This window comes from Alishewanella aestuarii B11 (assembly GCF_000280055.1).
In the GTDB taxonomy this organism is placed as follows: Bacteria; Pseudomonadota; Gammaproteobacteria; order Enterobacterales; family Alteromonadaceae; genus Alishewanella; species Alishewanella aestuarii.
On sequence record NZ_ALAB01000024.1, the window covers coordinates 134,466 to 161,216 of the forward strand.

Below are 26,751 nucleotides of genomic sequence, written 5' to 3' on the forward strand. Positions count from 1 at the left end.
CAATAACAACAATTCAGGGGAACGTAATGCAACAATTGGTGAATACCATTAACGGCATAATCTGGAGTGAGGCACTGATTTATCTGTGTCTGGGTGCCGGTTTATTTTACTCCATCATGACCCGCTTTGCGCAGGTGCGGCATTTTAAAGAAATGTGCAAGCTGCTGTTTAACAACACGAGTTCAGATAAAGGCATTTCATCGTTTCAAGCCCTGGCAGTATCGCTATCCGGCCGGGTCGGTGTCGGTAATATTGCCGGTGTTGCTGCCGCCATCGGTTTCGGTGGTCCGGGCGCCGTATTCTGGATGTGGGTGGTGGCCTTTTTGGGCGCCAGTACCGCTTATGCCGAGTCAACGCTGGGTCAGGTATACAAAGTTGAAGAAAATGGTCAGTACCGTGGCGGTCCGGCTTATTATTTTGAACGTTGCCTGGGCTGGCGCTGGCTGGCAGTGTTATTCGCCGTCTCGGCGATTATCGGCTGTGGTATTTTCTTACCTGGCGTGCAGGCGAATGCGGTCGGCAATGCGGTAACTCAGGTCTTTGGTGACGGCAATATGGTAACCACCAGTTTTGGCGAAGTCGGTACCAATAAACTGGCGGCACTGGCACTGATCTTAATTGTACTGGCCTTTATTATCTTTGGTGGTATTAAGCGCATCGCTAACTTTACTCAGGTAGTCGTGCCCTTTATGGCGCTGGGCTATATTGTAATGGCGCTGATTATCGTGTTCTTAAACTTAGATAAAGTACCGGGTGTGTTTGGCCTGATTTTATCAGATGCCTTCACTGCACAAGCCGGTTTTGGCGCCGCCATTGGCTGGGGTGTAAAGCGCGGTATTTACTCTAACGAAGCAGGCCAGGGTACTGGCCCACACGCTGCAGCTGCCGCTGAGGTTGACCATCCGGCACAGCAAGGCTTGGTGCAGGCGTTCTCAGTTTATGTCGATACTTTGTTTGTCTGTACCGCCACGGCGTTAATGATTTTAATTACACAGCAGTACAACGTCGTCGGTGAATTACCGGCCGGTCAATTTATTGTACAAAATGTCGATGCGGCTACCGAAATCGGCTCTGCCGCCTTTACGCAACTGGCACTGAATAGTGTGTTCGGTGGTTTTGGTCAAATTTTTGTGGGTTTAGCGCTGTTCTTCTTCGCCTTTACCACTATTCTGGCCTATTACTACATCACTGAAACCAATGTCGCTTACCTAAACCGTCTGTTTAATAACAAGCTACCACTGATCGTGTTTAAAATTCTGCTGATGGCGATGGTGGCTTACGGCACTGTCAATGCTGCTGGCTATGTCTGGGATATAGGTGATATTGGGGTAGGCTTAATGGCCTGGATCAACGTGCTGGGTATTCTGGTGATTTTCTTCCTGCATAAGCCTGCCATTCTGTGTCTGAAGGACTATGAAGAACAGAAGAAAGCCGGCGGCCCAATTAGCTTTGACCCGGTTAAACTGGGCATTAAAAATGCGACCTTTTGGGAGCAGCGCTTAGCCAAATCTCAGGCGGAGCAAAAAGGCAGCGACTAAGCTTAGCAGCAAAGCTGAATCGCGATGATGTTTGATATATATCAGCCCTGGCCCTTGCCGGGGCTGTTTTTTCGGCTAAGCTGACAACTTACAGAAACACATCATACCAGTTAAGCCCCAAAGCATTGAGGGGTAAACCTAAACAAGTGACGGAGTCTGTTATGCGAGAACTCTATATCGCCAATAAAAACTATTCTTCCTGGTCATTAAGGCCCTGGCTATTGATGAAACAGTTGGATATCGCCTTTACCGAGCAACTGGTTCCCTTTGCCGAACAAGACAGCTTTGCTAAATTCCGTAGTTTCTCACCCAGTGGCAAGGTACCCTGTCTGGTGCAGCACAACACGGTGATCTGGGATTCGCTGGCGATTGCCGAGTATCTGTATGAGCATTATCCGACGGTGTGGCCAGCGGATCGCCGGGTAAGGGCCTGGGCGCGCTGCGCAGCGGCAGAAATTCATGCTAATTTTAATGCGTTACGCAGTATTTGCAGCATGAACTGCGGCCTGCGCATTCAGCTACATGAACATAGTGCGCCGCTATTACGGGATCTGGCCCGGCTGGATGAGCTGGTTACTGAAGGGTTGCATAAATTTGGCGGCCCCTATCTGGCCGGCGCACAGTTCACTGCGGCAGATGCCTTTTATGCGCCTGTTGCCTTTCGTCTGCAAAGCTATGGCCTGAGTTTAAGCCAAGAGGTCAATGCCTATTTTGCCCGCTTGCTGCAATTGCCGGCAATGCAGGACTGGTATCAGCAAGCATTGGCTGAGCCCTGGCTGGACAAGGCACATGATGCCCTGATCCCAGAGGTCGGCACTATCACTGCCGACCTGCGTACCGGAGTACAGGCGGTTTAATCCAGACCTATAAAACCGCCGGTTTGATGCGCCCAAAGCTGGGCGTAAATACCGCCGGCGGCAACCAGTTCGGCATGCGTACCTTGCTCAACGATCTTACCCTGGTCCAGCACTATTAAGCGATCCATCTGGGCAATAGTCGACAGCCGGTGTGCAATAGCAATTACCGTTTTATTGGTCATCAGTTTATTCAGGCTGGCCTGGATCGCAGCCTCGACTTCAGAGTCCAGCGCAGACGTCGCTTCATCCAGGATCAGGATAGGGGCGTTTTTCAGCAGCACCCGGGCAATGGCAATACGCTGCCGCTGGCCGCCAGAGAGCTTAACGCCGCGTTCACCCACCTGGGCGTCCAGTCCGCTATTGCCTTTAGGATCGGTTAGCTCATCAATAAACAGTGAGGCTTCCGCTTGCTCTGCAGCTGTCAGCAGTTCCTGCTCACTGGCATCCGGCTTACCATAGCTGATGTTGTCACGTACCGAGCGATGCAACAAAGAGGTGTCCTGCGTGACCATCGCGATTTGCCGGCGCAGACTTTCCTGACTGACCTGACTGATATCCTGGCCATCAATCAGGATCTGACCGCTTTGGACATCATAAAAACGTAGTAACAGGTTAACCAGCGTCGATTTCCCGGCGCCGGAGCGGCCAACCAGACCAATTTTCTCACCCGGTTTAATCGTCAGGTTCAAGCCATCGATCACCGGCGATTTTGCGGTGTTCAGGGCCTTGCCGTAGTTAAAGCTGACGGCAGCAAAGCGGATCTCGCCCTGACTGACTACCAGCTCACTGGCATTGGGCTTATCCAGCACGCTGGCCGGTTGCGACAGGGTAGTGATGCCATCGGCGACAGTACCGATATTTTCAAACAGGCTACTGACTTCCCACATAATCCACTGTGCCATGCCGTTTAACCGAAGTGCCAGACTAACAGCAATGGCAATGGCGCCAACGGTGATGGCGCTGCCAGCCCATAAGTACAGCGCCAGGGCGGCGACGGCAAACACCAGCAGATAGTTCAGGCTTTGTACCGACACGCTTAAGCCGGTAGCCAGCCGCATTTGCCGGTATACCGGTTTTAAAAATACCTCCATACTCTCGCGGGCATAGTCTTCTTCGCGCCGGGTATGCGAGAACAGCTTAATGGTATTGATATTGGTGTAGCTATCGACTATGCGGCCTGTCATTTCTGAGCGCGCATCAGCCTGCTCGGTTGATACCCGCTTTAAACGCGGTACAAAATACAGTTGTAAACCAATATAAAAAACTAGCCAGATCAGCATCGGGATCATCAGGCGCCAATCGGCATCGGCAACAAAAAACAGCATTGCAGAGAAATACACCAGTACATACACCAGCACATCCAGCAGCCTCATTACGGTTTCGCGCACCGCCAGCGACGTTTGCATGACTTTGGTTGCAATACGGCCGGCAAAGTCATTTTGATAAAAGCCGATACTTTGTCTTAGCAGATAACGGTGAGCCAGCCAGCGGATAGACATTGGATAATTTCCGAGCAGGGTTTGATGCACCAGCGCGGAATGAAACAGTGTTAACAGCGGCAGTAAGACCAGCGTAACTAACGCCATCCAAATCAGGTTAGCGCGCTCTTCACTAAAGAATGTTTCGGGTTCTTTCGCTACCAGCCAATCGACCAACTGGCCCATAAAGCTAAATAACGACACTTCGAGGATCGCTAACAGTGCCGAACTTATCGACATCACCAGCAGCGGCAGCTCCATACCTTTGGTATAGTGGCGGCAAAAGGCCAGCAGGCCCTGTGGCGGTTGCGAGGGTTGTTGTTCTGGAAAAGGGCGCGTTAAGCGTTCAAAAAAACCTAGCATGCGAATTAATCCGATAGAGAAAAGCGGGATAGCTAAAAACGAAATAGCCAAACATAAAACAACAAAGTGCCAGCTGCGGCATCTTGCTGATTGTAACCGATCCGGCGGGCAAAAGCCTTAACCGTTATTATCGGAATTGTGATAATATAACAATTGATGCGGGGCTTTTTTAGCAGAGCGCTGCCGCTAAGACTTGATTCCTGGACTGGGGATCCCAATTTCCGCTACTGTGTTGTCAGCGTTTTATTTGAGAATTTAAATGAGTATTAAACTGGTTACTTCCACCCTGTTACCGACGCCCTTTGCCGAGTTTCGTTTACACGGCTTTGAAGCGGCAAATGGTAAAGAACATGTCGCGCTGACCCTCGGTGATATTAGCAGCGATGAGCCGGTATTAGCGCGCGTGCACTCTGAATGTTTAACCGGTGATGCGCTGTTTAGTTTGCGCTGTGATTGTGGCCCGCAACTGGAAGCCGCCATGCGGAAAATTGCCGAAACCGGTCGCGGCGTGATTTTATATCTGCGCCAGGAAGGTCGGGGTATTGGTCTGATCAATAAAATCCGCGCCTATGCTGAACAGGACAAGGGGCTGGATACGGTCGAAGCCAATGAGATTCTGGGTTTTTTACCAGACCAACGCGAGTATGGTATTGCCGCCGACATGTTTGCCCAACTGGGTGTAAAACAAATCCGCTTACTGACCAATAACCCCCGCAAGTTAAAAGCACTGCAGGATGCCGGCGTCAATGTGCTGGAGCGGGTACAGCACCGGGTGAAAACTACTGCCCATTCGCATCGCTATCTGGCGACCAAGGCCGCAAAACTTGGGCATATGGAGTAAGCAGGAATTTACTGCCAAAGCCCTAAGCCCACTTTGGCATAATCTGACGCAGTGCTATACTGCCGCCAGTTTAAGCTGAAGTGGCAGAATTATGATTGCGAAGCTGAATCCTGAGCTGGCATTGGACGCCAGCGTCGTTGCCTTTACCAAAGCCCTGCAACATGCCGGCTTTACCGGTGATATTGAAACCAGCTATGGCAGTCGGCTGGCTGTCGCCACCGACAACAGTATTTATCAAGCCTTACCACAAGCGGTATTGTTACCGCGCAGTACTGATGATCTGGTCATCATGACATCACTGGCGCAAACCTCCAGCTTTAGCCATCTAAAATTCAGCCCGCGCGGCGGCGGCACCGGCACTAACGGCCAGGCACTGACCGAGCATATCGTGGTCGATCTATCACGGCATATGCGGCAAATTCTGGAGCTGAATGTCGAACAGCGCTGGGTACGGGTGCAGGCCGGGGTGATTAAAGATCAGCTGAATGCCTTTTTAAAGCCCTATGGCTTTTTCTTTGCCCCCGATCTGTCCACGTCCAACCGCGCCACTATCGGCGGCATGATTAATACTGATGCCTCAGGTCAGGGCTCGCTGGTCTATGGTAAAACCAGCGACCATGTGTTAGCCCTGAAAACGGTGCTGATTGACGGTAATGTGCTGAATACCCGCAAGATGCCGCTGTTTGAAGCTGAGCACCGAGCCGAGCAACCTAATAGCATCGGCCGCATCTACCGCCAGGTATTAGATAGCTGCCGTAATAAAAGGGCGCTGATCTTAGATAAATTTCCACGCCTGAACCGTTTTTTAACCGGTTATGATTTAGAGCATGTGTTTAACGCCGACATGACTGAGTTTGATCTGTCGCGGATTATTACCGGCTCGGAAGGCTCGCTCGGTTTTGTTACCGAGGCTAAGCTTAATATCACGCCGATCGCCAAATATAAATGCCTGGTCAATATTAAATACGACAGCTTTGAAAGTGCGCTGCGTAACTCGCCTTTCCTGGTCGCAGCGGCTGCCACCTCGGTGGAAACCGTCGACAGTAAGGTGCTGACCCTGGCACGTAGCGATATCGTCTGGCATCAGGTCAAAGAGCTGATAACTGATGTGCCCGGCAAGGAGATGCAGGGCCTGAATATTGTTGAATATAACACCGAGTCTGAGCAGGAAATTCACGACAAAATTTCCGCTCTGACTGCGCGTTTGGACGAGGCGATCGAACAGCAGCAAGGCGGCATCATTGGCTATCAGCTTACCTATGATGCAGCAGCAATTAATGCGATTTACACCATGCGGAAAAAGGCGGTGGGGCTGCTGGGCAATACCGCCGGCAATCATAAACCGGTGGCCTTTGCCGAAGATACCGCGGTGCCGCCGGAAAATCTGGCTGATTTTATCCTCGAGTTTCGTGCGCTGTTAGATGCACACGGTTTGCACTATGGCATGTTTGGTCATGTTGATGCCGGGGTGTTGCATGTGCGGCCGGCACTGGATTTATATGACCCGGAGCAGGAACGTTTGCTGCGGACTATTTCAGATCAGGTGGTCGCGTTAACCGCAAAATATGGCGGTTTGATGTGGGGCGAGCATGGTAAGGGCTATCGCAGTGAATACGGACCGGCGTTTTTCGGTGAGGAACTCTTTACTGAGCTTAGGAAAATCAAAGCGGCTTTTGATCCGCGCAACCGTGTCAATCCGGGAAAAATCTGTACACCTTATCAAAGTCACGATGCTTTGGTCAGTGTTGACGGTCAAAAGCGTGCCTGGTTTGACCGGCAAATTCCGGTTGCGGTGCGTGAAAGCTTTGACAGCAGTATGAACTGCAACGGCAATGGCCTGTGTTTTAACTATGAAGAAAGCTCGCCGATGTGTCCGTCCAGTAAGGTCACTAAAGATCGGCGCCATAGCCCGAAAGGCCGTGCCGGTTTAATGCGCGAGTGGCTGCGCTTACAACAGCAGGCGGGCGAAGATATCCTGCAAACGGAACAGCGTTTGTTACAGCAAGGCCAGGGCATCAGCAGTATCTGGCAGAAAATAAAGAATACGCTGGCTAAACGCCAGGGCGATGCGGACTTTTCGCATGAGGTGATGGAGGCAATGGAGGGCTGTCTGGCCTGTAAAGCCTGTGCCGGCCAGTGTCCGATCAAGGTTGATGTGCCAAGCTTCCGCGCCCGTTTCCTGCAGCTATACCACAGTCGCTATTTACGGCCGGCAAAAGACTATGTGGTTGCCAATATTGAGCGTACCGCGCCCTTACTGGCGAAAGCCCCTAAGCTGGTGAATTTTTTCCTCGGGCAGCGCTGGCTGCAAAAAGGCCTGGAGCATGGCGTTGGCTATGTCGATACGCCACTGTTATCGGTACCCACGCTGGCGCAGCGGTTGGAGGGACGTTACAGCTTTTCGTTTGATAAACTGAACGCTTTAACGGCTGAGGAGCGGCAACGCACGGTACTGCTGGTGCAGGATCCTTTTACCAGTTTTTACGAAGCGGAACTGGTGGCCGACGCACTGCAGTTGCTGGAAAAACTGGGTTATCAGCCGCTGTTATTGCCATTTCTGCCAAACGGTAAGCCGGAGCATGTAAAAGGCTTTTTAAAGCAATTTGCGGCGACCGCTGCCACGGCGGCAGCCTTTTTTAACCAGCTAAATCAGTATCAGCTGCCATTGTTAGGTCTGGATGCGTCATTGGTGCTGGTCTATCGCGACGAGTATGTGAAAGCGCTTGGCACAGAGCGGGGGGATTTCCAGGTCTTACTATTGCAGGAATGGTTAGTGCAGCAAAGCTTGCCTAAGGTGGCGCAGACACAGCAGTTCTCGTTACTGGCGCACTGTACTGAGAAAACCGCCTTACCTGCCAGTGAAAAGCATTGGCAGCAGATCTTTGCCCAGATGGGGCTGGAATTAAAGCCGGTCAGCGTTGGCTGCTGTGGTATGGCCGGTACCTATGGCCATGAAAAGCAGCAACTTGAGAACAGTAAAGCGCTGTTTGAACTCAGTTGGCGCGCGCCGGTAACCCAGCTCGGTAATGAGCAGATTCTGGTGACCGGTTTCTCCTGTCGCAGTCAGGTAAAACGGCTGGTTGGTGATAAGCCGCGCCATCCGCTGCAGGCGCTGTTGCGAGCCTTGGTGTAGCGAGTATCGCTAAAAAAACACCCGGCAGTTGCCGGGTGTTTTGCTGCTGTGAGCCAGCTTAGAAGCGATAAACGCCTTTCAGGTAGTAATAACCGCCGTTAATACCCATTGGCGAAGTTTCAAAGTACTTGGCACCCAGAATGTCACTCATCCACTGCGGTAAACGCTCCGGTTTGGTATCAAACAGGTTTTGCGCACCGACGGCAACGGTAAAACTATCATTCCAGTGGTAGGCCAGTTCAACATCAAAGGTCACTTTGGATGAGCCCTTACCGGTTAAATCTGGATCATCAGCATGCACGCCCTGGAAACTGCCGTAGTAGTTAGAGCGCACAAACATGTCGATATCCTGCCACTGCTGATTCCAGGTCAGGGTTGCCCGGTGATCCGGTAAATCCTTCTCCAAGCGTGACACTTTGAAATCACCGGTAACCTCAGTAAAGCGTTTAACCTCGGTATCGGTCCAGTTATAGGCCAGACTAAAGGTACTACGGCCATTCAGAATACTGGTGCTGTAGTTGGCAACCAGATCTAAACCTGTAGTCACGGTGTCAAAGTCGTTGGTCAGGAACGTCACCTTCGACAGTGATTCCACACCACGCACTCCAGCGGCACGTAAGGCGTCACGATCAGCCTGAGTTACATTAAACTCGGTAGACTGACTGATCCGATCATCGACTTCAATCCGGAACCAGTCAGCGGTAAAGAAGAAACCACTGCCACTGTATACCAGACCCAGGGTATAGCTGCGCGATTCTTCCGGTGTCAGCTCTTTACCACCTTTTAACAGCGATACCGGATGCGTAGGAGGCAGCAGGGCAACATCTTGCAGCTCACCTTCAAAGATTGCGGTACGAACGTTACGCACGTTAGCCTGACCAACAGTTGGTGCCCGGAAGCCAGTGCTGTGCGAGCCGCGCAATGCCCAGTCATCATTTAAGCGATACTGGCCGGTGATCTTGTAGTTAGTGGTAGTGCCAAAACTATCGTAATCTTCAAAACGCAGCGCGGCGGCCATCAACAGGTTGTCCGTAAACTCGGCTTCGACATCAACATAGGCCGCATAGTTACGACGAGTGTTCACGCCGGCATCGTCTGGTTGAAAGCCTGGGAAACCGTTAGAGCCGTTGGTTAATTGGCTGACATAAGGGCCGATTTCCCAGGACGCGACTTCACCGGCAACAATTTCAAAGGTTTCTTCAGTCCACTGTAAACCACCGGCTACCGCGACATCATTATGTAAGCCCATATTGACATACTTAATAAAGTCGGCAGTAAAGTTCTTCTCTAACTGGATATATTTACCCGCCTCGAAGTCTGTTGGGGTATCTGGCCCCAATGAGGCATTTACCGTGTTGATTATGTTGAATGCCGATTCATTGCGACCAACTGAGGCCGAAAAGTCATAGAACACGCCCTGCGCAAAGCCGGATTTGAATTCGCCCTTAGTGCCTGCCGTTAGTGAGGTATCAGTAATATTACCGCCAAAATTCGGGGTAAAGCCGCCCGGGAACATCGAGAAGAAGGTAAAGCAGTTTGCCGGTAGCGCATTGACCCGGGCAGTAATTTCGTTATGGCTCAGTTTGCGCGTGCCATCAAATAGCGAGACATTGCTACAGTTACCTAAGCCCGCGGTATCGATGACTTCCAGCGTTTGCCCACCATCATTTGAGAACACGCCACCACGGGTATGGGGGTTACGGTAATAGAAACCACCGGTCACATCACGCTCAGAGTAGTTACCAAAGATATAGGCTTCACGATCATTACCCAGATCCAGGCCGGCGTTGGCAAACAGTGTAATATCATCTTTGATCTTCGGTGAACCCCAGACCTGGGTAATAGGGGCAATAAAGGGGTTGCCCTGAGCTGCCAGCGCTGCGGCATCAGCGCGCTGGACGCTACGGCTGGTAGGGTCAACGTTCTTGTACTGCATACTGACGTTAAAGAAACCATTATCGGTCAGTGGCATGCCTACGTTGGCTGCGATTTCCGTCGAGGTACCGTCGCCGGCAAAGAACTCACCTTGCTTCACCTCAATAGAGCCGCCGTCAGCGTTATCCTTCAGTACAAAGTTAATCACACCTGCAATTGCATCAGAGCCGTACTGGGCAGCGGCACCGTCTCGCAACACTTCGACTTGTTTTAATGCAATACCCGGGATCACCGAAATATCCGGCCCCTGAGCGCCATCATTCAGGCCGCCGCCTAAAAAGGTGATAACCGAAGCCCGGTGGCGACGTTTGCCATTTAATAACACCAAGGTACTGTCTGATGATAGTCCGCGCAGGTTGACCGGGCGGATCAGGGTGGCTGCATCACTGATCGGTGTGGTTTGCACGTTTAACGAAGGAATAGTGGTGGTCAGCATGTTCAGCATATCGCTGCTACCACTTTTCATCAGTTCATCACCGCCGATAATATCAACCGGTACCGGTGAATCGGCAATCGATCGCGGTGCAGCGCGGGTACCGACCACGGCAATTTTTTCGACTTTTTGTTCTTCAGCTGCTGCTTCCTGAGCCAGAGCACTGGTAGAGTAGAGTCCCAATGCCAGCCCGGAGGCTAACGCGCATTTTACTGCCCGGCAGACCGGGCTATATTGGTTAGCTTTATTGGTCATGATTAGTTCCTGGATAATTGACAAAAGTTGCGGACGCTACGCTGTTATTTTTAATGGCGTCTTTTTAAACATATTTTAATATTGTGCCGCTGTCTATCTTATTTAAGCTGCATTTTGGCGCAACTGCAGGATTTTTAAACAGCAAAACCTTAAAGAGGAACAGCCTTTGCATACATTCAAGACTGTAGGTAAAGCGGAAATCCGGATTATACCCTTAACTGACATCGCAGCTCAGTCAGTGGTCGAGCTCGCAACCTTGGTGCATGGTCCGGGCTATTTGGACAAGGCTACGCTGATGCAGTGGCAGAGTCTGGGGCAAAGTGCCGGCGGTAATGCCAACTTTATTGCGCTTGCTGACGAGCAGCTAGTCGGATACCGGCTAAGTTTTAGCGCCGGTAACTGGCTGCAAGATGAGTGGTGCTCACCTGATCTTTGGCCGGTAAGCGCCACAGAGCTAGCCTATTTTAAATCTGTGGCAGTACATCCGGCTTGGCAAGGGCTGGGTATTGGTCAGCAGTTGTTGCAGCAGGCAATTGCTGCACTCAGGCAACAGGGCGCGAAAGCTGGTCTGGCGCATTTATGGCGCGAAAGCCCGCATAACAGTGCTGTACGTTATTTTAGTAAAGCCGGTGGACGCTTATTAAAAGTTCATCCTAACCGCTGGCAGCATCTGTCTGCGGCAGGTTATCTTTGCCCGCGTTGTGGTGCGCTCTGTTACTGCAGTGCGGCCGAAATGGTACTGGAGTTTTAATGCCCGCTTTTTACGACCCTTATATTGCATCGTCTTTAGATAGCGGTAACCACTATGTCGATTCTTACTGGACCGCAGATACTTCGGTAGCAAGTCAGGCTCAGGCCTCAGCACTGCCAAAGCAGGCTGAGATCGTGGTAGTAGGAGCCGGTTATACCGGCCTTAGCTGTGCTTACGAGCTGAGTCAACGCTATCAGCGGCAGGTGGTGTTGCTGGAGGCGAATCAACCAGGTTGGGGCTGCAGCAGCCGTAACGCCGGATTTGTGCTGCGTGGTACCGGTCGATTGGGCCTCAGCCAGCTTAAAGCCCGGTTTGGCTTAGAGCAGGCACAGCTATTTCACCAGGAATATGGCTTAGCCTTGCAGCGGTTAAAAGACTTGGTCGCTGCCGGTAATATCGATTGTCAGGCGCAAACACCGGGGTATCTGAAAATTGCCCATACCGTGAAACAGGCGCAGTTACTGCAGCAACAAGCTGAGCGCTTACAACGGGATTTTGCTTATGCGGTCAGTTTTCTGGATCAAACAGCACTGCAAGCTTGTATTAATAGTCCGGGCGCCTTTGGCGCCTTACGACTACCTGATTGTTATGGTATTAATCCGTTTCTATTGCTGCGGGGGCTGGCAGGTTTAGCTGAGCGCAGCGGGGTAAAGTTATTTGCCAATACCTCACTGCAGGCGATTAACCACACTGGTGCTGGCTACCAACTGACTACCAGTGCCGGTTCACTGCACTGTGACAAATTGGTGCTGGCCACTAATGCCTATACACCGAAAAATATTCTGCCTGAGCTTAACCGGGGCTGCCTGCCGGTGCTAAGCAGCATCATTGTAACCCGGCCCCTGACTGCCTCAGAGCTATCGGCCTGTGGCCTGACGCCCGGCTTTATGGCGATGGATACCCGAGCCCTGAAATATTACTACCGGCTATTACCGGATAATCGCGTGCTATTTGGTGGTCGCAGTGCGATCAGTGGCGCTGATTTGACCAAGCCGCATTATCCGGCGCAGTTACGCAAAGCGCTGTGGCAAACCTTGCCGGCGCTGCAAGGTATCGATTATCAGTATCACTGGGCGGGTTGGGTTGGCGTCTCTTACGACGATCTGCCGCGTATTGCTCAAACTTCCGAGGGAATCTATTATGCTGCCGGCTATTGTGGCAGTGGCGTATCTTATAGCTTACTGGCCGGACAACGCCTAGCCGAAAAGCTGATGGGTGAAACCTTACCGCCATTAGCGCTTTATCAAAGCCCGCTTCAGCCCTTTCCCTTTACCCGCGGCCGCCGGCTGGCACAAAATGCCTATTATCAGTGGGCCCAGTTTTCTGACCGCTTTTTAAGTTAGGCGTCACAAAGTTAGAACTTATAAAAATAAGGATTAAGCAGTATGCCAGCATTTTGGCCAGAGTTTTTGTTAATTGCCACCGCACATTTATTAGCGGTAGCCAGTCCGGGCCCCGATTTTGCGATTATCCTGCGTTATGCCGTGCGCTACGGCCGGCAAACCGCCATTTGGGCCAGTTTGGGCATTGGTACCGGCATTTTGTTGCATATTACCTATTCGCTGGTTGGTATTGGCTTATTGATAAAAACCACACCCTGGTTATTTCAGGCGTTAACGGTGGTGGCTGCCGGTTATTTGATTTATCTGGGGCAGGGCGCGATTCGGGCCCGGCCGCCGGTTGGCATGGCAGGTGAAGAAGAGGCGATGCCTGATGTACCGGCCCGGCGCGCCGCGTTTTTAGCCGGTTTTATTACTAATGGTTTAAATGTTAAAGCGACCTTATTCTTCTTGTCGCTGTTCGCGGTGGTGATTTCAGCCAGCACGCCGCTCAGTTATAAAGTGATCTATGGCCTCTATATGGCCGTTGCCACCGCTGCGTGGTTCTGTTTGTTATCCGTTTTACTAACCCGACCGGCGGTGCGGCGCTTGTTGCTGGCGAAAGGTTATTGGTTTGATCGGTTAATGGGTATCGTATTGTTACTGCTGGCTGGCCATTTACTGCTCAGTACCTTTTTACCGGCTTAACAAGCTGGCGGCACGAAAACAGCGGTTGGACAGTAGGCCGGATGTCGTTATAATGCGCGCCGCCCTCGTGGCGTTAACCATTAATTGCACTGGATTTGCGGTCCAGCCTGGCAAGAGGATAAAAGATGTTTGTTGTAGCTGCCTTATATAAGTTTGTTGATTTACCGGATTATGAAGCTCTGCGCGAGCCGTTGTATAACCATATGGTGATGCATAAGGTGAAAGGCACCTTGCTGTTAGCCGCGGAAGGGATTAATGGCACTATTTCTGGCCCGCGCGAAGGGGTTGATGCGGTAAAAGCCTGGCTTGAGGCCGATGGGCGCTTTGTGGGGATGAGTTACAAAGAATCTTTCGCCGCGGAGCAGGCGTTTTATCGCACCAAGGTTAAATTGAAACGAGAAATCGTGACTATGGGTGTCGAAGGCCTGGATCCAAAGCATATCGTTGGCACCTATGTTAAAGGTGAAGAGTGGAATAAGCTGATTAGCGATCCTGACACTATTCTGATCGACACCCGTAACGACTATGAAGTGGCGATCGGCACTTTCGAGGGCGCGATTAACCCCAACACCACCAGTTTTCGAGAGTTCCCACAGTGGGCCGCCGAGAATCTGGATAAAACCAAACACAAAAAAGTGGCGATGTTCTGTACCGGTGGTATCCGCTGTGAGAAATCGACTGCCTTTTTAAAAACCCAGGGCTTTGAAGAGGTGTACCATCTGGATGGCGGTATCCTGAAGTATCTGGAAGAGATGCCGGAAGAAAACAGCAAATGGCAGGGCGAATGCTTTGTGTTTGACCAGCGCGTGGCGGTAAAGCATGGGTTGGAGCAGGGTAGTTATGACCAGTGTTATGCCTGCCGGATGCCGTTATCGGCTGCCGATCTGGCGTCTGAGCACTATGTCAAAGGCTTAAGCTGCCCGCACTGTCACGACAAAACCACGGACGAGCAAAAAGCAGCCTTCGCCGAGCGGCAAAAGCAGGTGCAATTGGCGAAAGCACGCGGCGAAAAACATATCCGCGACGGCAAATTCGAATCCTAACCGAAACAGCCGTTATCCACAGCACTCCGGTACCAGTCTGAACTTATCCACAGCACTCCGGTACCGGTCTGACCAGCTTGTTAGCGCTAAAGCAACATCTTCTCGCCAATGCTGCTGCATAAAGCTGCAATAAATCTAATTAATCGAACATTACCTGCGTTTTAATGCAATTTTCTTTCGGGTTCTTTCAGGTAAGCTGGATAGCGTTTCGTAATGACTATCTCCCGGAGGAACCTGATGAAAAAATTACTGTTAGCATCATCTTTAGCTGCATTAATGGCATTGCCGACACAAGCCGCTGACTATGTGATTGACACTGAAGGCGCTCATGCCTTTATCCAGTTTAAAATTAGCCACTTAGGTTATAGCTGGCTATATGGTCGCTTTAATGACTTTAGCGGCGACTTTAGCTATGACAGTAACAATCTGGCTGCCTCGAAAATCAATGTCACTATCGATACCACCAGTATCGACTCAAACCATACTGAGCGGGATCAGCATTTACGCAGCGCGGACTTCCTGAATGTCGAAAAATTCCCACAGTCCAGCTTTGTTAGCACCAAGGTCGTTCCCACCACCGGTGATAACTTTGAGCTGCATGGCAAGTTCACGTTAAATGGTGTAACCAAAGATATCGTGATTGCTGCCGAGAAAATTGGTGAAGGTCAGGATCCCTGGGGCGGTTATCGGGCAGGTTTTGCCGGCACCACCGCCTTTGCATTAAAAGACTTCGGCATCAACTATGACTTGGGCCCGGCCGCGGCAACTGTCTATCTGGAACTGAGTGTCGAAGGGATCCGCAAGTAAGATGCTCAATTGCCGCAGTTTTGGCTGCGGCACGCCCTGCGGCCTATGTCTGAGGGTTAACGCTGTTCCAGCTGCGCGGCTAACTGCGCTCTGGCTTCGATAAAGTCGGCTTCATCCAGCACCACCCTGGCAGTTTGCTGATACAGCGCTCTGGCACGCACAATATCACCCTGAGCGAGGTATAACTGCGCTAAACGTAATCGGGCGCGCGGCAGACGGGGTTGCTGGCTATTATCATAAAATGACAGATAGCTTTCCAGCGCATGGATCCCCTCCAGCCGGTAGCGCTCGGTAAACACGGCCAGCCGCCCTAACTGAAAATGTACATTCTGCTGGCTTACCGGATCGCTAAGCAATGGCAACAGCTGTAAATAGGTTTGTTGTGCTACCAGAAAAGCGCTTTGCTGCGTTAAGACGGCACCTTTGCGTAGTAAGAGTTCAGTGTTATCCGGTGTCTGCAGTAACTGGGCATCAAGCAGCGCTTGCGCATCACTCAACCGGCCCTCAGCCACAGCAATGCCAGCCCGGGCAAGGGTGCCTTGCACCGGATTTTTCGCAAATAATTGCTCGGCAAGTTCAGCTGCTAAAGGCTTGCTGCCACCGGCAGTGGCAGGAGCAACCTGATAAAAGTTAATCAGCGCTTGCTGTGCCAGATAGTTTTCCGGATCCAGGCTGATGGCTTTTTGCAGCAGCTCCAGACCATCGGTTGCTCTTTTACGGGCATTAAAGATATTGCCACTATTGGCCAGCGCGATTTTGTTCAGTGCCGCCTGCGTCAGCAGGGCGCTGTGCTCTGGAAATTCTTCAATCAATTGATTTAACAGCGTATTGGCTTCTTCGCGGAACTGTTGCTGGATCAGCGAACGTACCATCAGCAGCATCAGCTGCGGATCGCGCCGCGCCGCCGGATCTTGCTCCATGCGTTGTAATAACTCGGTATAACGCGCCTGAGCAAATAAAGACTGATAATCGCTGTTGGCGAGTGCCGGCAGCGGTAGCGTTAACATCAACGACAGAACAAGAGCTTTCATCAACAACCGTCTAAAGCAGCCAAAATCCGGCGCTAATTTTGCTTTAACTTAAGCAAAAATACCATTTATTTCGGAATTTCCAGTTCGATATCGGTCTTGGGAATACTGCAACATGGCAAGAATTCGCCACGGCGGACAAAGGCCAGCGGCTCTTGCAGGTAGCTAACTTGTCCGCTTAACAGTTTACAGCGACAAGCGCCGCAAAAGCCCTCGCGGCACTGATAGTTAACGGTCTGCTGTTGTTGCTCCAGAAACTGTAGCAGGTTAGGCGAGGAGCCATCGAAGTTGACGACCACCTCGCCATTAATGCGAACCTGCGGCATCGGCGTTACAGATCAAAATCACCAAAGTCGGCGGTATCGACTTCGTTATCAATCTGTCCTACCAGATAGGAGCTGATCTCCGATTCCTGCGGTGCCACCTGCACATTGTCAGACACCAGCCAGGTATTGATCCACGGAATGGGGTTTTGGGTGGTAGCAAAGCGTGGTTTTAAGCCGACAGCCTGCATCCGGCTATTGGTAATAAACTCGACATACTGACACAGAATATCTTTGTTCAGGCCAATCATCGAACCATCTTTAAACAGATAGGCTGCCCAGTCCTTTTCCTGCTCTGCCGCGCGCATAAAGATGGCGTAAGATTCCTCTTCGCACTCTTTGGCAATTTCCGCCATTTCCGGATCATCATCACCGCTGGCCAGAATATTCAGCATATGCTGGGTACCGGTGAGATGCAGCGCTTCATCGCGGGCAATCAGCCGGATAATCTTGGCATTCCCTTCCATCAGCTCACGTTCGGCAAAAGCAAAACTGCAGGCAAAGCTGACATAAAAGCGGATCGCTTCTAACACGTTTACCGACATCAAGCACAGGTAAAGCCGCTTTTTCAGCTCACGCAAGGTGATTTGCTCGGTCTTACCATTAATCTGGTGTGTGCCTTCACCGCAACGCTGATACAGATTAATACCATCAATCAGATCGTCATAGTAACGGGTAACATCAACTGCCCGCTCTAAGATCCGCTCATTCAGCATAATATCGTCGAAGATCTTATGCGGTTCAGCACTGATATTGCGGATAATATGAGTATAGCTGCGGCTGTGAATGGTTTCACTAAAGGCCCAGGTTTCAATCCAGGTTTCCAGCTCCGGAATAGACACAATCGGCAACAGTGCGACGTTCGGCGAACGGCCCTGTACCGAGTCCAACAGCGTCTGGTATTTCAGATTGCTGATAAAGATATGTTTTTCATGCTCAGGTAATTGCTGGAAATCAATCCGATCTTTACTGACGTCAATTTCTTCCGGCCGCCAGAAAAAGCTCAGCTGCTTTTCGATCAGCTTTTCAAAAATCGGATACTTTTGCTGGTCATAACGGGAAACGTTTACGGCATTACCAAAGAACATCGGTTCCTTGAGCTGGTCATTGATATTGCGGTTAAAGGTGGTGTACGCCATGCTGATTTTAATCCTGAGAATCTGACAAAAACTTACTAAAAAAGAGCGGCCGGGCCGCTCTTCACTGCATTAGATCTTACAGGCGCCACCGGCGCAGCCGTCGTCTTCTGCTGCGGGCTTGATATCATCCTGGATATCAGAAGCGCCATCACGGGTGTTGTGATAATACATTGTCTTCACACCCAGCTTATAAGCGGTAAGCAGATCTTTCAGCAGGATCTTCATCGGTACTTTACCGCCTTCGAACTTGGCCGGATCATAGTTGGTGTTAGCCGAAATGGTCTGGTCGATAAATTTCTGCATAATGGCCACCAGCGTCAGATAACCATCGTTTGATGGAATATCCCACAGCAGCTCATACTGATCTTTTAAGCGCTCATACTCTGGCACGACCTGCTTTAAGATGCCGTCTTTACTGGCCTTGACGCTGATATGGCCGCGCGGCGGCTCGATACCGTTAGTGGCGTTCGAGATCTGCGATGAGGTTTCAGATGGCATTAGCGCCGACAGCGTTGAGTTACGCAGGCCGTACTGTTGAATATCTTTACGCAGCTGCTCCCAGTCCAGTTGTAAGGCTTCAGCACAAACCTTATCCAGATCCTTTTTATAGGTATCAATCGGCAGAATACCCTGCGCATAAGTGGTTTCGTTAAACTTCGGACAAGGGCCTTGTTCCTGCGCCAGTTTTACCGAGGCTTTCAGCAGATAGTACTGCATCGCTTCGAACGTGCGGTGGGTCAGGGCATTGGCCGAGCCATCCGAGTATTTGACGCCATGCTTCGCCAGGTAGTAGGCGTAGTTAATCACACCAATGCCCAGAGTACGGCGCGCCATGGAGCCGGATTGTGCCGCCGGAATAGGGTAATCCTGATAATCCAGCAGGCTATCCAGTGCCCGCACTGCTAAATCAGCCAGCGGTTCAAATTCGTCCAGCTGTTCAATGGCGCCAAGGTTAAAGGCTGACAGTGTACAGAGCGCGATCTCACCGTTTGGATCGTTAACATGCTCCAGCGGTTTGGTCGGCAGCGCAATTTCCAGACACAGGTTGCTTTGCCGTACCGGTGCCAGCGCCGGGTTAAACGGGCTGTGCGTATTGCAGTGATCGACGTTTTGCAGGTAAATGCGGCCGGTACTGGCGCGCTCCTGCATAAATAAGGTAAAGAGTTCGACTGCCTTAATGCGCTTTTTACGGATCTTGCTGTCAGCTTCATACTTCACATATAAGGCTTCAAACTTTTCCTGATCTTCAAAGAAAGCATCATACAGCCCCGGCACATCAGACGGGCTGAATAAGGTGATATAGTCATCTTTAATCAGGCGCTGATACATCAGGCGGTTAAACTGCACGCCATAGTCCAGATGCCGTACCCGGTTCTCTTCGACACCACGGTTATTTTTCAGTACCAGCAGCGATTCCACTTCCAGATGCCATAAGGGGTAGAACAGGGTGGCGGCACCACCACGCACACCGCCTTGCGAGCAGCTTTTTACTGCGGTCTGGAAATGCTTATAAAACGGGATACAACCAGTATGGAAGGCTTCGCCATTACGGATTGGGCTACCCAGAGCACGAATACGGCCAGCGTTAATACCAATACCGGCGCGCTGCGAGACGTATTTTACAATGGCACTGGAGGTGGCATTGATCGAATCCAGGCTATCACCGCACTCAATCAGTACGCAGGAGCTGAACTGACGGGTCGGGGTACGCACGCCCGACATAATAGGTGTCGGCAGTGAAATCTTAAACAGCGACGTCGCATCATAGAAGCGGCGTACATAGTCCAACCGCGTGCTCTTCGGGTAATTGGCAAATAAACAGGCGGCAACCAGCATATAGAGGAACTGGGCGCTTTCATAAATCTCACCGGTTACCCGGTTTTGTACCAGATATTTACCTTCCAGCTGTTTGACCGCAGCATAACTGAAATTCAGATCGCGGCTATGGTCGATATAGCTATTCAGAATATCCAGCTCTTCGCGGCTGTAGTCGGTCAGGATATGCATATCGTAGCGCTTGGCTTCGACCATCTTCACAACCTGATCGTACAGGTGGGGTGGTTCGAATTGACCATAGGCTTTTTTGCGTAAATGGAATACTGCCAGCCGGGCCGCCATATACTGGTAATCCGGGGTCTCTTTTGAGATCAGGTCGGCAGCGGCCTTGATAATGGTTTCATGAATATCGGACGACTTGATGCCATCGTAGAACTGAATATGGGATTTCAGTTCCACCTGCGACACCGACACGTTTTTTAACCCCTCGGCCGCCCAGTCAATGACGCGGTGAATTTTATCTAAATCCAGAGGTTCGCGCCGACCATCGCGCTTAGTCACAAAAAGAGTTTGAGTCATCGCTGAAGTATTCCATTTCTTTTAATAATAAATGAATCGGGTTTAGCGCACGGCTATCAATACACCCGGGTTGCTGACGATTTACACAACATATGGGTGTATTTCAAAAGACGATCACAAGATAGTGTGTATTGTTGGAATTTGCAAGCGAGGAAAAAGCGGCTTTTTTGTGCAGTTTTTTTGCCGGTTAGCAGCCACTAACCTTGAGCTCAGTGTGCCCGGATGCACCGGTCAGAGGCAAGCTTTTTTATAGATTTTTTTGCTTGGATTTATTTGTTCTATAAAGCGTCATTTTTAGTTTAAGCGGTTATTTAGCAGCCAGGGTGTATCACGGTCCCCAGCTGCTTGACCATCAGAGTGGCTTACGCGCTACCACGAAGTAGTTGACATCCAAACCGGCACCAAGCTTAAAGCTGTTATTGAGAGGGTTAAAATGCAGACCAGTGGCATCCACTAATTCCAAACCGGCGTCTTCGATATAGCGCATCAATACTGAGGGGCGGATAAACTTGTCAAACTGATGGGTACCGCGCGGCACCAGCTTTAACAGATACTCAGCGCCGACAATGGCAAACAGGTACGCCTTGGCGGTTTTGTTAATGGTAGAGAACACCAGTGTTGCACCGGGGGCGGCCAGTTCGGCACAGGCGCGTACCACCGATGCCGGATCCGGTACATGCTCCAGCATTTCCATACAGGTCACCAGTTCAAATTCGCCGGCGTGGCGCTCGGCAAAGTCTTCTGCGGTGCTTTGCTGATAATCAATATTCACTCCGGCTTCCAGGGCATGCAGGCGGGCGACATTCAGGCCATCCGGCGCCATATCAATACCAGTTACCTTTGCGCCGGCGCGCGCCATACTCTCGGCCAGAATGCCACCACCACAGCCGACGTCGAGAGTGTTGCGGCCAAACAGCCCACCGAGTTGATCACTGATATAACCTAAGCGGGTCGGATTTAATAAGTGCAGTGGTTTAAACTCGCCTTCCGGATCCCACCAGCGGGCAGCAATCTCATTAAACTTACTGATTTCATTCTGATCGACGTTACTGTTTTTATCGAAGTTATCGGGGCTGTTCATAGTCACTACCTGATTGTTTTCGCGCATTATAAAGCCTTAGCCGGTGCTGGCAACGGCGGCAATTCGAGCAGGCGGTGCAAACAGGCATGGCAAGGTAATATTTCTGTGATAGAATCCGGCGTTGTCTCGCGCTAAACAAAGGCAAGAAAAGCGAGTTATCTATCTGATTTAAGGGAAAATAACGTTTTATGACAGATCTGGCCAGAGAAATAGTTCCAATAAATATCGAAGAGGAATTAAAAAATTCCTACCTCGATTATGCCATGAGCGTAATCGTTGGCCGGGCCTTACCCGATGTCAGGGATGGTCTGAAGCCAGTGCACCGCCGCGTGTTGTTTGCCATGAAGGAACTGGGTAACGACTGGAACAAGGCCTACAAAAAATCCGCCCGTGTCGTCGGTGACGTTATCGGTAAATACCACCCTCATGGTGACAGTGCGGTATACGATACTATCGTGCGGATGGCTCAGCCATTTTCGCTGCGGTATATGCTGGTGGACGGTCAGGGTAACTTTGGTTCGATTGACGGCGACTCTGCCGCTGCCATGCGTTATACCGAAGTCAGAATGGCCCGCATTGCCCATGAGCTGTTAGCCGATCTGGACAAAGAAACCGTTGATTTTGTGCCTAACTATGACGGCACCGAACAAATTCCGGCCGTATTACCGACCAAGGTACCGAACCTGCTGATTAACGGCTCATCCGGTATTGCCGTAGGTATGGCGACCAATATTCCGCCGCATAACCTGAATGAAATTATTGATGGCTGTCTGGCGTTAATTGCCAATCCGGATATTGAACTGCATGAACTGATGCAACATATTCCGGGCCCGGATTTCCCGACTGCGGCCATTATCAATGGCCGTAAAGGTATTGAAGAAGCCTACCGTACCGGCCGTGGCAAGGTGTATATCCGCGCCAAAACCACGTTGGAAACCGACGAAAAAACGGGCCGCGAAGCCATTATCGTTAACGAAATTCCGTATCAGGTAAATAAAGCGCGCCTGATTGAAAAAATTGCCGAGCTGGTAAAAGAAAAACGTATTGAAGGTATTTCAGCGCTACGTGATGAGTCTGACAAAGACGGCATGCGGATTGTGATTGAGCTAAAACGCGGCGAATCCTCAGACGTGATGTTAAACCAGTTATATGCCAATACCCAGATGCAAACGGTATTTGGTATCAATATGGTGGCGCTGGCCGATGGTCAGCCGAAGCTGCTCGGCCTCAAAGCGATGCTGGAATACTTTATTCTGCATCGGCGCGAAGTGGTGACCCGCCGCACGGTTTACGATCTGCGTAAAGCCCGCGAGCGCGCCCATATCTTAGAAGGTTTAGCCGTTGCGCTGGCCAATATCGATGCCATTATCGAACTGATTAAAACTTCAGCCAGCCCGGCAGAAGCCAAAGCCGGTTTAGTCGAGCGCGGCTGGGAGCTGGGTGGCGTCAGTGCCATGCTGGAACGTGCTGGTCAGGATGCGGCGCGCCCGGAATGGCTGGAAGCACATTTTGGTATCCGTGATGGTCAGTACTTCCTGACGGAACAGCAAGCCCAGGCGATCCTCGACTTACGTCTGCACAAGTTAACGGGTCTGGAACATGAAAAGATCCTGGCCGAGTATAAAGAGCTGCTGGACCTGATTGCTGAGTTACTGCATATCCTGTCAAGCCCGGAGCGGCTGATGGAAGTGATCTGCGAAGAGCTGGCTGCGGCCAAAGCCCAATACGGCGATGCCCGGCGCACTGAAATCCAGGACAATATGCTGGATATCAACTTAGAAGATCTGATCACCGAAGAAGATGTGGTGGTGACCTTATCGCATCTGGGTTATGCCAAGTATCAGCCATTGACTGATTATGAGGCGCAGCGTCGTGGTGGCCGTGGTAAAGCGGCTACTACCGTAAAAGATGAAGACTTCGTGGATAAGCTGCTGGTTGCCAGCACGCACGATACCATTTTGTGTTTCTCGAACCGCGGCCGTTTATACTGGCTGAAGGTGTATCAGTTACCGCTAGCCAGCCGCACCGCGCGTGGCAAACCTATCGTCAATATTCTGCCATTGGAAGAGGGAGAGCGCATTAACGCCATCCTGCCTGTGCGCGAATATGAGGAAGGTAAGTACGTCTTTATGGCCACCGCCAACGGTACTGTGAAGAAAACTGCGTTAACCGAATACTCGCGGCCTCGCAGCAACGGTATTATTGCGGTGAATCTGAATGAAGGCGATAAGCTAATCGATGTTGGCATTACCGATGGCAGCAATGAAATTATGCTGTTCTCGGACGATGGCAAGGTTGTACGCTTTGCAGAAGACGCTGTAAGGCCAATGGGCCGAGGCGCCACCGGTGTACGCGGTATCCGCTTACGCGATGGCGGCAGCGTGGTGTCACTGATTATTCCTCAGGGCGAAGGCGCTATTCTGACTGTAACCGAAAACGGCTATGGTAAGCGTACTGCACTGACCGAATATCCGACCAAGAGCCGCGCTACCCAGGGTGTGGTCTCGATCAAGGTTTCTGAGCGTAACGGCCTGGTGGTCGGTGCGGTGCAGGTCGCAGAAAGTGACGAGATCATGATGATTTCAGACAAAGGTACCTTGGTACGCACCCGGGTACGTGAAGTGTCAGAAGTGGGTCGCAACACCCAGGGCGTGATCCTGATCCGTACCCAGGAAGGCGAAAAAGTCTCGGGTGTGGAGCGAATTGCTGAAATTCAGGAAGAGCAGGTCACAGCGCTGGCTGATGCCGAAGCTGTAGTCCGTACGCCGGAGGTACAGGACAGCCAACTGGCGCAGGATGACGCCGGCGAAGAAGAATAATACTGTTTAGAAAACGGGCGCTTTGGCGCTCGTTTTCTTTTAGGCAGAACAAGAAAGAACAACTAAGGCCAGTTTTAAATTACGCAACGAAAGTGAGATCTAACCATGACAACCTATAATTTTTGCGCTGGCCCGGCGATGCTGCCTGTTGAAGTAATGGCGCAAGCCCAGCAGGAATTTGTGAACTGGCAAGGCCAAGGCTGCTCGGTAATGGAGCTGAGCCATCGCAGTAAGCCTTTTATTAAAGTCGCCGCTGAGGCGGAACAAGACCTGCGCGATTTACTGGCGATCCCCACCAACTACAAGGTGCTGTTTATGCACGGTGGTGGCCGTGGCCAGTTTTCCGCCGTGCCGCTTAATTTATTAAAGGCCGGTCAAAGCGCCGACTATTTTGTCTCTGGTGCCTGGTCATCCGCAGCGGTTGAAGAAGGGACTAAGTTTGGTCAGATCCAGGCGCAGGATATCCGCGTTAAGAACGCCGATGGCAACCGTAGTTTGCTAAGTCCAGCAGACTGGCAGATTAACTCAGCTGCGGCCTATGCGCACTTTTGCCCGAACGAAACCGTTGATGGCCTCGAGTTCTCGACCTTACCGCAAACCTCAGTGCCGTTAGTTGCGGATCTGTCATCGACCATTTTATCGCGGCCACTGGATGTCAGCCGCTACGGTTTGATTTATGCCGGCGCGCAGAAGAATATCGGCCCCTCAGGCCTGACCGTTGCCATAGTCCGAGAAGATTTATTGCCGGCGCCCAACAGCGCCATTCCGGCGGTACTGGATTACCGCCTGGCGGCCGAAAATGACAGCATGTTTAACACGCCACCAACCTATGCCTGGTATCTGGCCGGTTTAGTGTTTAAATGGTTAAAAGCTCAGGGCGGTGTGGCGGCAATGGCGAAATTAAATCAGCAAAAAGCTCAGACGCTGTATCAGTTTATCGATCAAAGTGATTTTTACCGCAACGACGTTGATACGGCATATCGTTCCTGGATGAATGTGCCGTTTTTCCTGGCCGATGAGCGCTTAAACGATCTGTTCGTAACCGAAGCCGAGCAACATGGTTTGCTGGCGTTAAAGGGGCACCGCATGGTCGGCGGTATGCGCGCCAGTATTTATAATGCAATGCCGCTTGCGGGTGTACAAACGCTGGTCAGCTTTATGCAAGAGTTTGAGAGGGTACACGGATGAAAACCCTAACTCTGCAACCTATCTCGAAAGTGGCCGGTGAAGTGCATTTACCCGGCTCGAAAAGTATCTCTAACCGGGTTCTGCTGTTAGCCGCACTGGCCGAAGGCACGACCCGCATCACTAACTTGCTCGACAGCGATGATGTTAAGCATATGCTGAACGCCTTAACGGCGCTCGGCGTCAGTTATAAGTTATCAGCTTGTCGTACCGAATGCGAAGTACAGGGTCTCGGCGGCTTATTTCATCATCCGCATGCGCTAACGTTATTTTTGGGTAACGCCGGCACCGCGATGCGCCCGTTAACGGCGGCTTTGGCTGCGTCTAATGTTGATGTGACGCTAACCGGCGAACCTCGGATGTATGAGCGGCCGATCGGCCATCTGGTCGACGCACTGCGCCAACTTGATGCCGATATTCAGTATCTGGAGCAGGACGGTTTTCCGCCACTGCGGATCCAGGGTAAACCACTTAGCACCGGTACAATACGGATTGATGGCAGTATCTCCAGTCAGTTTTTAACGGCGGTGCTGATGGTGGCGCCACTGCTGAACGGCGATAGCGAGATCCTGATTGACGGTGAGCTGGTTTCTAAACCCTATATTGATATCACGCTGGCTCTGATGGCACGCTTTGGCGTCACGGTGGAAAACCAGCAATATCAGCGCTTTTTGGTAACGGGTAACCAGTGTTACCGCTCACCGGGCCACTGGCTGGTTGAGGGCGATGCGTCATCGGCGTCTTACTTTTTGGCGGCCGCGGCGATTAAAGGCGGTACCATTAAAGTCACCGGCATTGGTAAAGATGCGGTGCAGGGCGATATTCACTTTGCCGATGCACTGGAGGCGATGGGCGCCACAGTGGAATGGGCCAGTGACTATATCGCCGTTACCCGTAACCAATTAACTGGCATTGACCGTGATTATAACGCCATACCGGATGCTGCGATGACCATTGCCACCACGGCGCTGTTTGCCAAAGGGCCGACGGTGATCCGCAATGTTTATAACTGGCGGGTTAAAGAAACCGATCGGCTGGCAGCGATGGCAACAGAGCTAAGAAAAGTCGGTGCCGAGGTAGAAGAAGGCGAAGATTATCTGAAAATCACGCCACCGGCGCAGCTAAAGCATGCCAGCATTGCCACCTATAATGACCATCGGATGGCGATGTGTTTCTCACTGGTCGCATTAAGTGATACGCCGGTAACCATTGAAGATCCGGATTGTACCGCTAAAACTTTCCCGCAATACTTTGAGGTATTCCGGCAGCTGAGCCAGTAAAACCGGCTCTCTCGGTCAAAACGCGTAACCAAGCCGGCTACGCGTTTTCTTTTTCTCCACCGCAGTTAAACACAGCTTTT

General features: G+C 51.2%; 19 protein-coding genes. 12 read left to right on the forward strand and 7 right to left on the reverse strand.

Going from position 1 to position 26,751, the window contains the following annotated elements:
- Window positions 1–26: 26 nt before the first annotated feature.
- Together AEST_RS08625 and AEST_RS08630 are read left to right on the forward strand one after the other, a co-directional pair.
- A complete protein-coding gene (locus tag AEST_RS08625; protein ID WP_039925308.1) occupies window positions 27–1,538 on the forward strand; it encodes an alanine/glycine:cation symporter family protein in 1,512 nt (503 codons plus the stop codon).
- A gap of 161 nt (window positions 1,539–1,699) precedes the next feature.
- The gene (locus AEST_RS08630) at window positions 1,700–2,395 is read left to right on the forward strand and encodes a glutathione S-transferase family protein (protein WP_008608481.1); all 696 of its coding nucleotides are present in this window, start codon (window positions 1,700–1,702) and stop codon (window positions 2,393–2,395) included.
- On the opposite strand, the gene AEST_RS08635 is transcribed toward AEST_RS08630, so the two are convergent.
- Window positions 2,392–4,236: an ABC transporter ATP-binding protein gene (locus AEST_RS08635; protein ID WP_008608482.1), complete on the reverse strand. Its 1,845-nt coding sequence runs from the start codon at window positions 4,234–4,236 to the stop codon at window positions 2,392–2,394. The two genes, AEST_RS08630 and AEST_RS08635, sit on opposite strands and share 4 nt — an antisense overlap.
- A 259-nt stretch (window positions 4,237–4,495) precedes the next feature.
- On the opposite strand from AEST_RS08635, the gene ribA reads away from it, so the two are divergent.
- Window positions 4,496–5,077, forward strand: coding sequence for a GTP cyclohydrolase II (gene ribA, locus AEST_RS08640; protein WP_008608483.1), 582 nt, complete (start codon window positions 4,496–4,498; stop codon window positions 5,075–5,077).
- A 91-nt stretch (window positions 5,078–5,168) separates the two neighbouring features.
- Window positions 5,169–8,210: a D-2-hydroxyglutarate dehydrogenase YdiJ gene (gene ydiJ, locus AEST_RS08645; RefSeq protein WP_008608485.1), complete on the forward strand. Its 3,042-nt coding sequence runs from the start codon at window positions 5,169–5,171 to the stop codon at window positions 8,208–8,210.
- A 58-nt stretch (window positions 8,211–8,268) separates the two neighbouring features.
- Here the strand turns inward: ydiJ and AEST_RS08650 are convergent, their stop codons facing one another.
- Window positions 8,269–10,833, reverse strand: a complete 2,565-nt coding sequence (locus tag AEST_RS08650; RefSeq protein WP_008608487.1) for a TonB-dependent receptor plug domain-containing protein — start codon at window positions 10,831–10,833, stop codon at window positions 8,269–8,271.
- A 166-nt stretch (window positions 10,834–10,999) separates the two neighbouring features.
- Here AEST_RS08650 and AEST_RS08655 point away from each other — a divergent pair, with 166 nt between their 5' ends.
- The 5 genes from AEST_RS08655 (at window position 11,000) to AEST_RS08675 (ending at window position 15,461) form a co-directional block, all read left to right on the forward strand.
- The gene (locus AEST_RS08655) at window positions 11,000–11,584 is read left to right on the forward strand and encodes a GNAT family N-acetyltransferase (protein WP_238534578.1); all 585 of its coding nucleotides are present in this window, start codon (window positions 11,000–11,002) and stop codon (window positions 11,582–11,584) included.
- On the forward strand, window positions 11,584–12,927 hold the full coding sequence (locus tag AEST_RS08660) for an NAD(P)/FAD-dependent oxidoreductase (RefSeq protein ID WP_008608493.1): 1,344 nt from the start codon (window positions 11,584–11,586) through the stop codon (window positions 12,925–12,927). The genes AEST_RS08655 and AEST_RS08660 overlap by 1 nt, the downstream gene beginning before the upstream one ends.
- A 42-nt stretch (window positions 12,928–12,969) precedes the next feature.
- Window positions 12,970–13,611 (forward strand): LysE family translocator, encoded by a 642-nt coding sequence (locus AEST_RS08665; protein WP_008608499.1) that lies wholly within the window; start codon window positions 12,970–12,972, stop codon window positions 13,609–13,611.
- A gap of 125 nt (window positions 13,612–13,736) precedes the next feature.
- The gene (gene trhO, locus AEST_RS08670; protein ID WP_008608500.1) at window positions 13,737–14,654 is read left to right on the forward strand and encodes an oxygen-dependent tRNA uridine(34) hydroxylase TrhO; all 918 of its coding nucleotides are present in this window, start codon (window positions 13,737–13,739) and stop codon (window positions 14,652–14,654) included.
- Between the two features lie 237 nt (window positions 14,655–14,891).
- A complete protein-coding gene (locus tag AEST_RS08675; RefSeq protein ID WP_008608501.1) occupies window positions 14,892–15,461 on the forward strand; it encodes a YceI family protein in 570 nt (189 codons plus the stop codon).
- A 56-nt stretch (window positions 15,462–15,517) separates the two neighbouring features.
- Here the strand turns inward: AEST_RS08675 and AEST_RS08680 are convergent, their stop codons facing one another.
- The 5 genes from AEST_RS08680 to ubiG form a co-directional block, all read right to left on the reverse strand.
- Window positions 15,518–16,492: a tetratricopeptide repeat protein gene (locus tag AEST_RS08680; protein ID WP_238534580.1), complete on the reverse strand. Its 975-nt coding sequence runs from the start codon at window positions 16,490–16,492 to the stop codon at window positions 15,518–15,520.
- Window positions 16,493–16,557: 65 nt separating this feature from the next.
- Window positions 16,558–16,815 carry a class I ribonucleotide reductase maintenance protein YfaE gene (gene yfaE / locus AEST_RS08685; RefSeq protein WP_008608507.1) on the reverse strand — a complete coding sequence of 86 codons (258 nt, stop codon included), beginning with the start codon at window positions 16,813–16,815 and terminating at the stop codon, window positions 16,558–16,560.
- Between the two features lie 5 nt (window positions 16,816–16,820).
- Window positions 16,821–17,951: a class Ia ribonucleoside-diphosphate reductase subunit beta gene (gene nrdB, locus AEST_RS08690; RefSeq protein WP_008608508.1), complete on the reverse strand. Its 1,131-nt coding sequence runs from the start codon at window positions 17,949–17,951 to the stop codon at window positions 16,821–16,823.
- A 69-nt stretch (window positions 17,952–18,020) separates the two neighbouring features.
- Entirely contained in the window at window positions 18,021–20,306 is a 2,286-nt protein-coding gene (gene nrdA, locus AEST_RS08695) for a class 1a ribonucleoside-diphosphate reductase subunit alpha (RefSeq protein WP_008608509.1), read from the reverse strand.
- A 352-nt stretch (window positions 20,307–20,658) separates the two neighbouring features.
- Entirely contained in the window at window positions 20,659–21,387 is a 729-nt protein-coding gene (gene ubiG / locus AEST_RS08700; protein ID WP_008608512.1) for a bifunctional 2-polyprenyl-6-hydroxyphenol methylase/3-demethylubiquinol 3-O-methyltransferase UbiG, read from the reverse strand.
- A 188-nt stretch (window positions 21,388–21,575) separates the two neighbouring features.
- On the opposite strand from ubiG, the gene gyrA reads away from it, so the two are divergent.
- From gyrA to aroA, 3 genes are all read left to right on the forward strand, one after another.
- Window positions 21,576–24,206: a DNA topoisomerase (ATP-hydrolyzing) subunit A gene (gene gyrA / locus AEST_RS08705; RefSeq protein ID WP_008608514.1), complete on the forward strand. Its 2,631-nt coding sequence runs from the start codon at window positions 21,576–21,578 to the stop codon at window positions 24,204–24,206.
- A 105-nt stretch (window positions 24,207–24,311) separates the two neighbouring features.
- Entirely contained in the window at window positions 24,312–25,394 is a 1,083-nt protein-coding gene (gene serC / locus AEST_RS08710) for a 3-phosphoserine/phosphohydroxythreonine transaminase (RefSeq protein WP_008608515.1), read from the forward strand.
- On the forward strand, window positions 25,391–26,671 hold the full coding sequence (gene aroA / locus AEST_RS08715; protein WP_008608516.1) for a 3-phosphoshikimate 1-carboxyvinyltransferase: 1,281 nt from the start codon (window positions 25,391–25,393) through the stop codon (window positions 26,669–26,671). Before serC ends, aroA begins: the two co-directional genes overlap by 4 nt.
- Window positions 26,672–26,751 lie beyond the last annotated feature (80 nt).

What these genes read in the sequence shown, in the direction of transcription:
- AEST_RS08625 (WP_039925308.1), top strand. Translation starts at nt 27, where the DNA reads ATGCAACAATTGGTGAATACCATTAACGGCATAATCTGGAGTGAGGCA.
- AEST_RS08630 (WP_008608481.1), top strand. Translation starts at nt 1,700, where the DNA reads ATGCGAGAACTCTATATCGCCAATAAAAACTATTCTTCCTGGTCATTA.
- AEST_RS08635 (WP_008608482.1), bottom strand. Translation starts at nt 4,236, where the DNA reads ATGCTAGGTTTTTTTGAACGCTTAACGCGCCCTTTTCCAGAACAACAA.
- ribA (WP_008608483.1), top strand. Translation starts at nt 4,496, where the DNA reads ATGAGTATTAAACTGGTTACTTCCACCCTGTTACCGACGCCCTTTGCC.
- ydiJ (WP_008608485.1), top strand. Translation starts at nt 5,169, where the DNA reads ATGATTGCGAAGCTGAATCCTGAGCTGGCATTGGACGCCAGCGTCGTT.
- AEST_RS08650 (WP_008608487.1), bottom strand. Translation starts at nt 10,833, where the DNA reads ATGACCAATAAAGCTAACCAATATAGCCCGGTCTGCCGGGCAGTAAAA.
- AEST_RS08660 (WP_008608493.1), top strand. Translation starts at nt 11,584, where the DNA reads ATGCCCGCTTTTTACGACCCTTATATTGCATCGTCTTTAGATAGCGGT.
- AEST_RS08665 (WP_008608499.1), top strand. Translation starts at nt 12,970, where the DNA reads ATGCCAGCATTTTGGCCAGAGTTTTTGTTAATTGCCACCGCACATTTA.
- trhO (WP_008608500.1), top strand. Translation starts at nt 13,737, where the DNA reads ATGTTTGTTGTAGCTGCCTTATATAAGTTTGTTGATTTACCGGATTAT.
- AEST_RS08675 (WP_008608501.1), top strand. Translation starts at nt 14,892, where the DNA reads ATGAAAAAATTACTGTTAGCATCATCTTTAGCTGCATTAATGGCATTG.
- AEST_RS08680 (WP_238534580.1), bottom strand. Translation starts at nt 16,492, where the DNA reads ATGAAAGCTCTTGTTCTGTCGTTGATGTTAACGCTACCGCTGCCGGCA.
- yfaE (WP_008608507.1), bottom strand. Translation starts at nt 16,815, where the DNA reads ATGCCGCAGGTTCGCATTAATGGCGAGGTGGTCGTCAACTTCGATGGC.
- nrdB (WP_008608508.1), bottom strand. Translation starts at nt 17,951, where the DNA reads ATGGCGTACACCACCTTTAACCGCAATATCAATGACCAGCTCAAGGAA.
- nrdA (WP_008608509.1), bottom strand. Translation starts at nt 20,306, where the DNA reads ATGACTCAAACTCTTTTTGTGACTAAGCGCGATGGTCGGCGCGAACCT.
- ubiG (WP_008608512.1), bottom strand. Translation starts at nt 21,387, where the DNA reads ATGAACAGCCCCGATAACTTCGATAAAAACAGTAACGTCGATCAGAAT.
- gyrA (WP_008608514.1), top strand. Translation starts at nt 21,576, where the DNA reads ATGACAGATCTGGCCAGAGAAATAGTTCCAATAAATATCGAAGAGGAA.
- serC (WP_008608515.1), top strand. Translation starts at nt 24,312, where the DNA reads ATGACAACCTATAATTTTTGCGCTGGCCCGGCGATGCTGCCTGTTGAA.
- aroA (WP_008608516.1), top strand. Translation starts at nt 25,391, where the DNA reads ATGAAAACCCTAACTCTGCAACCTATCTCGAAAGTGGCCGGTGAAGTG.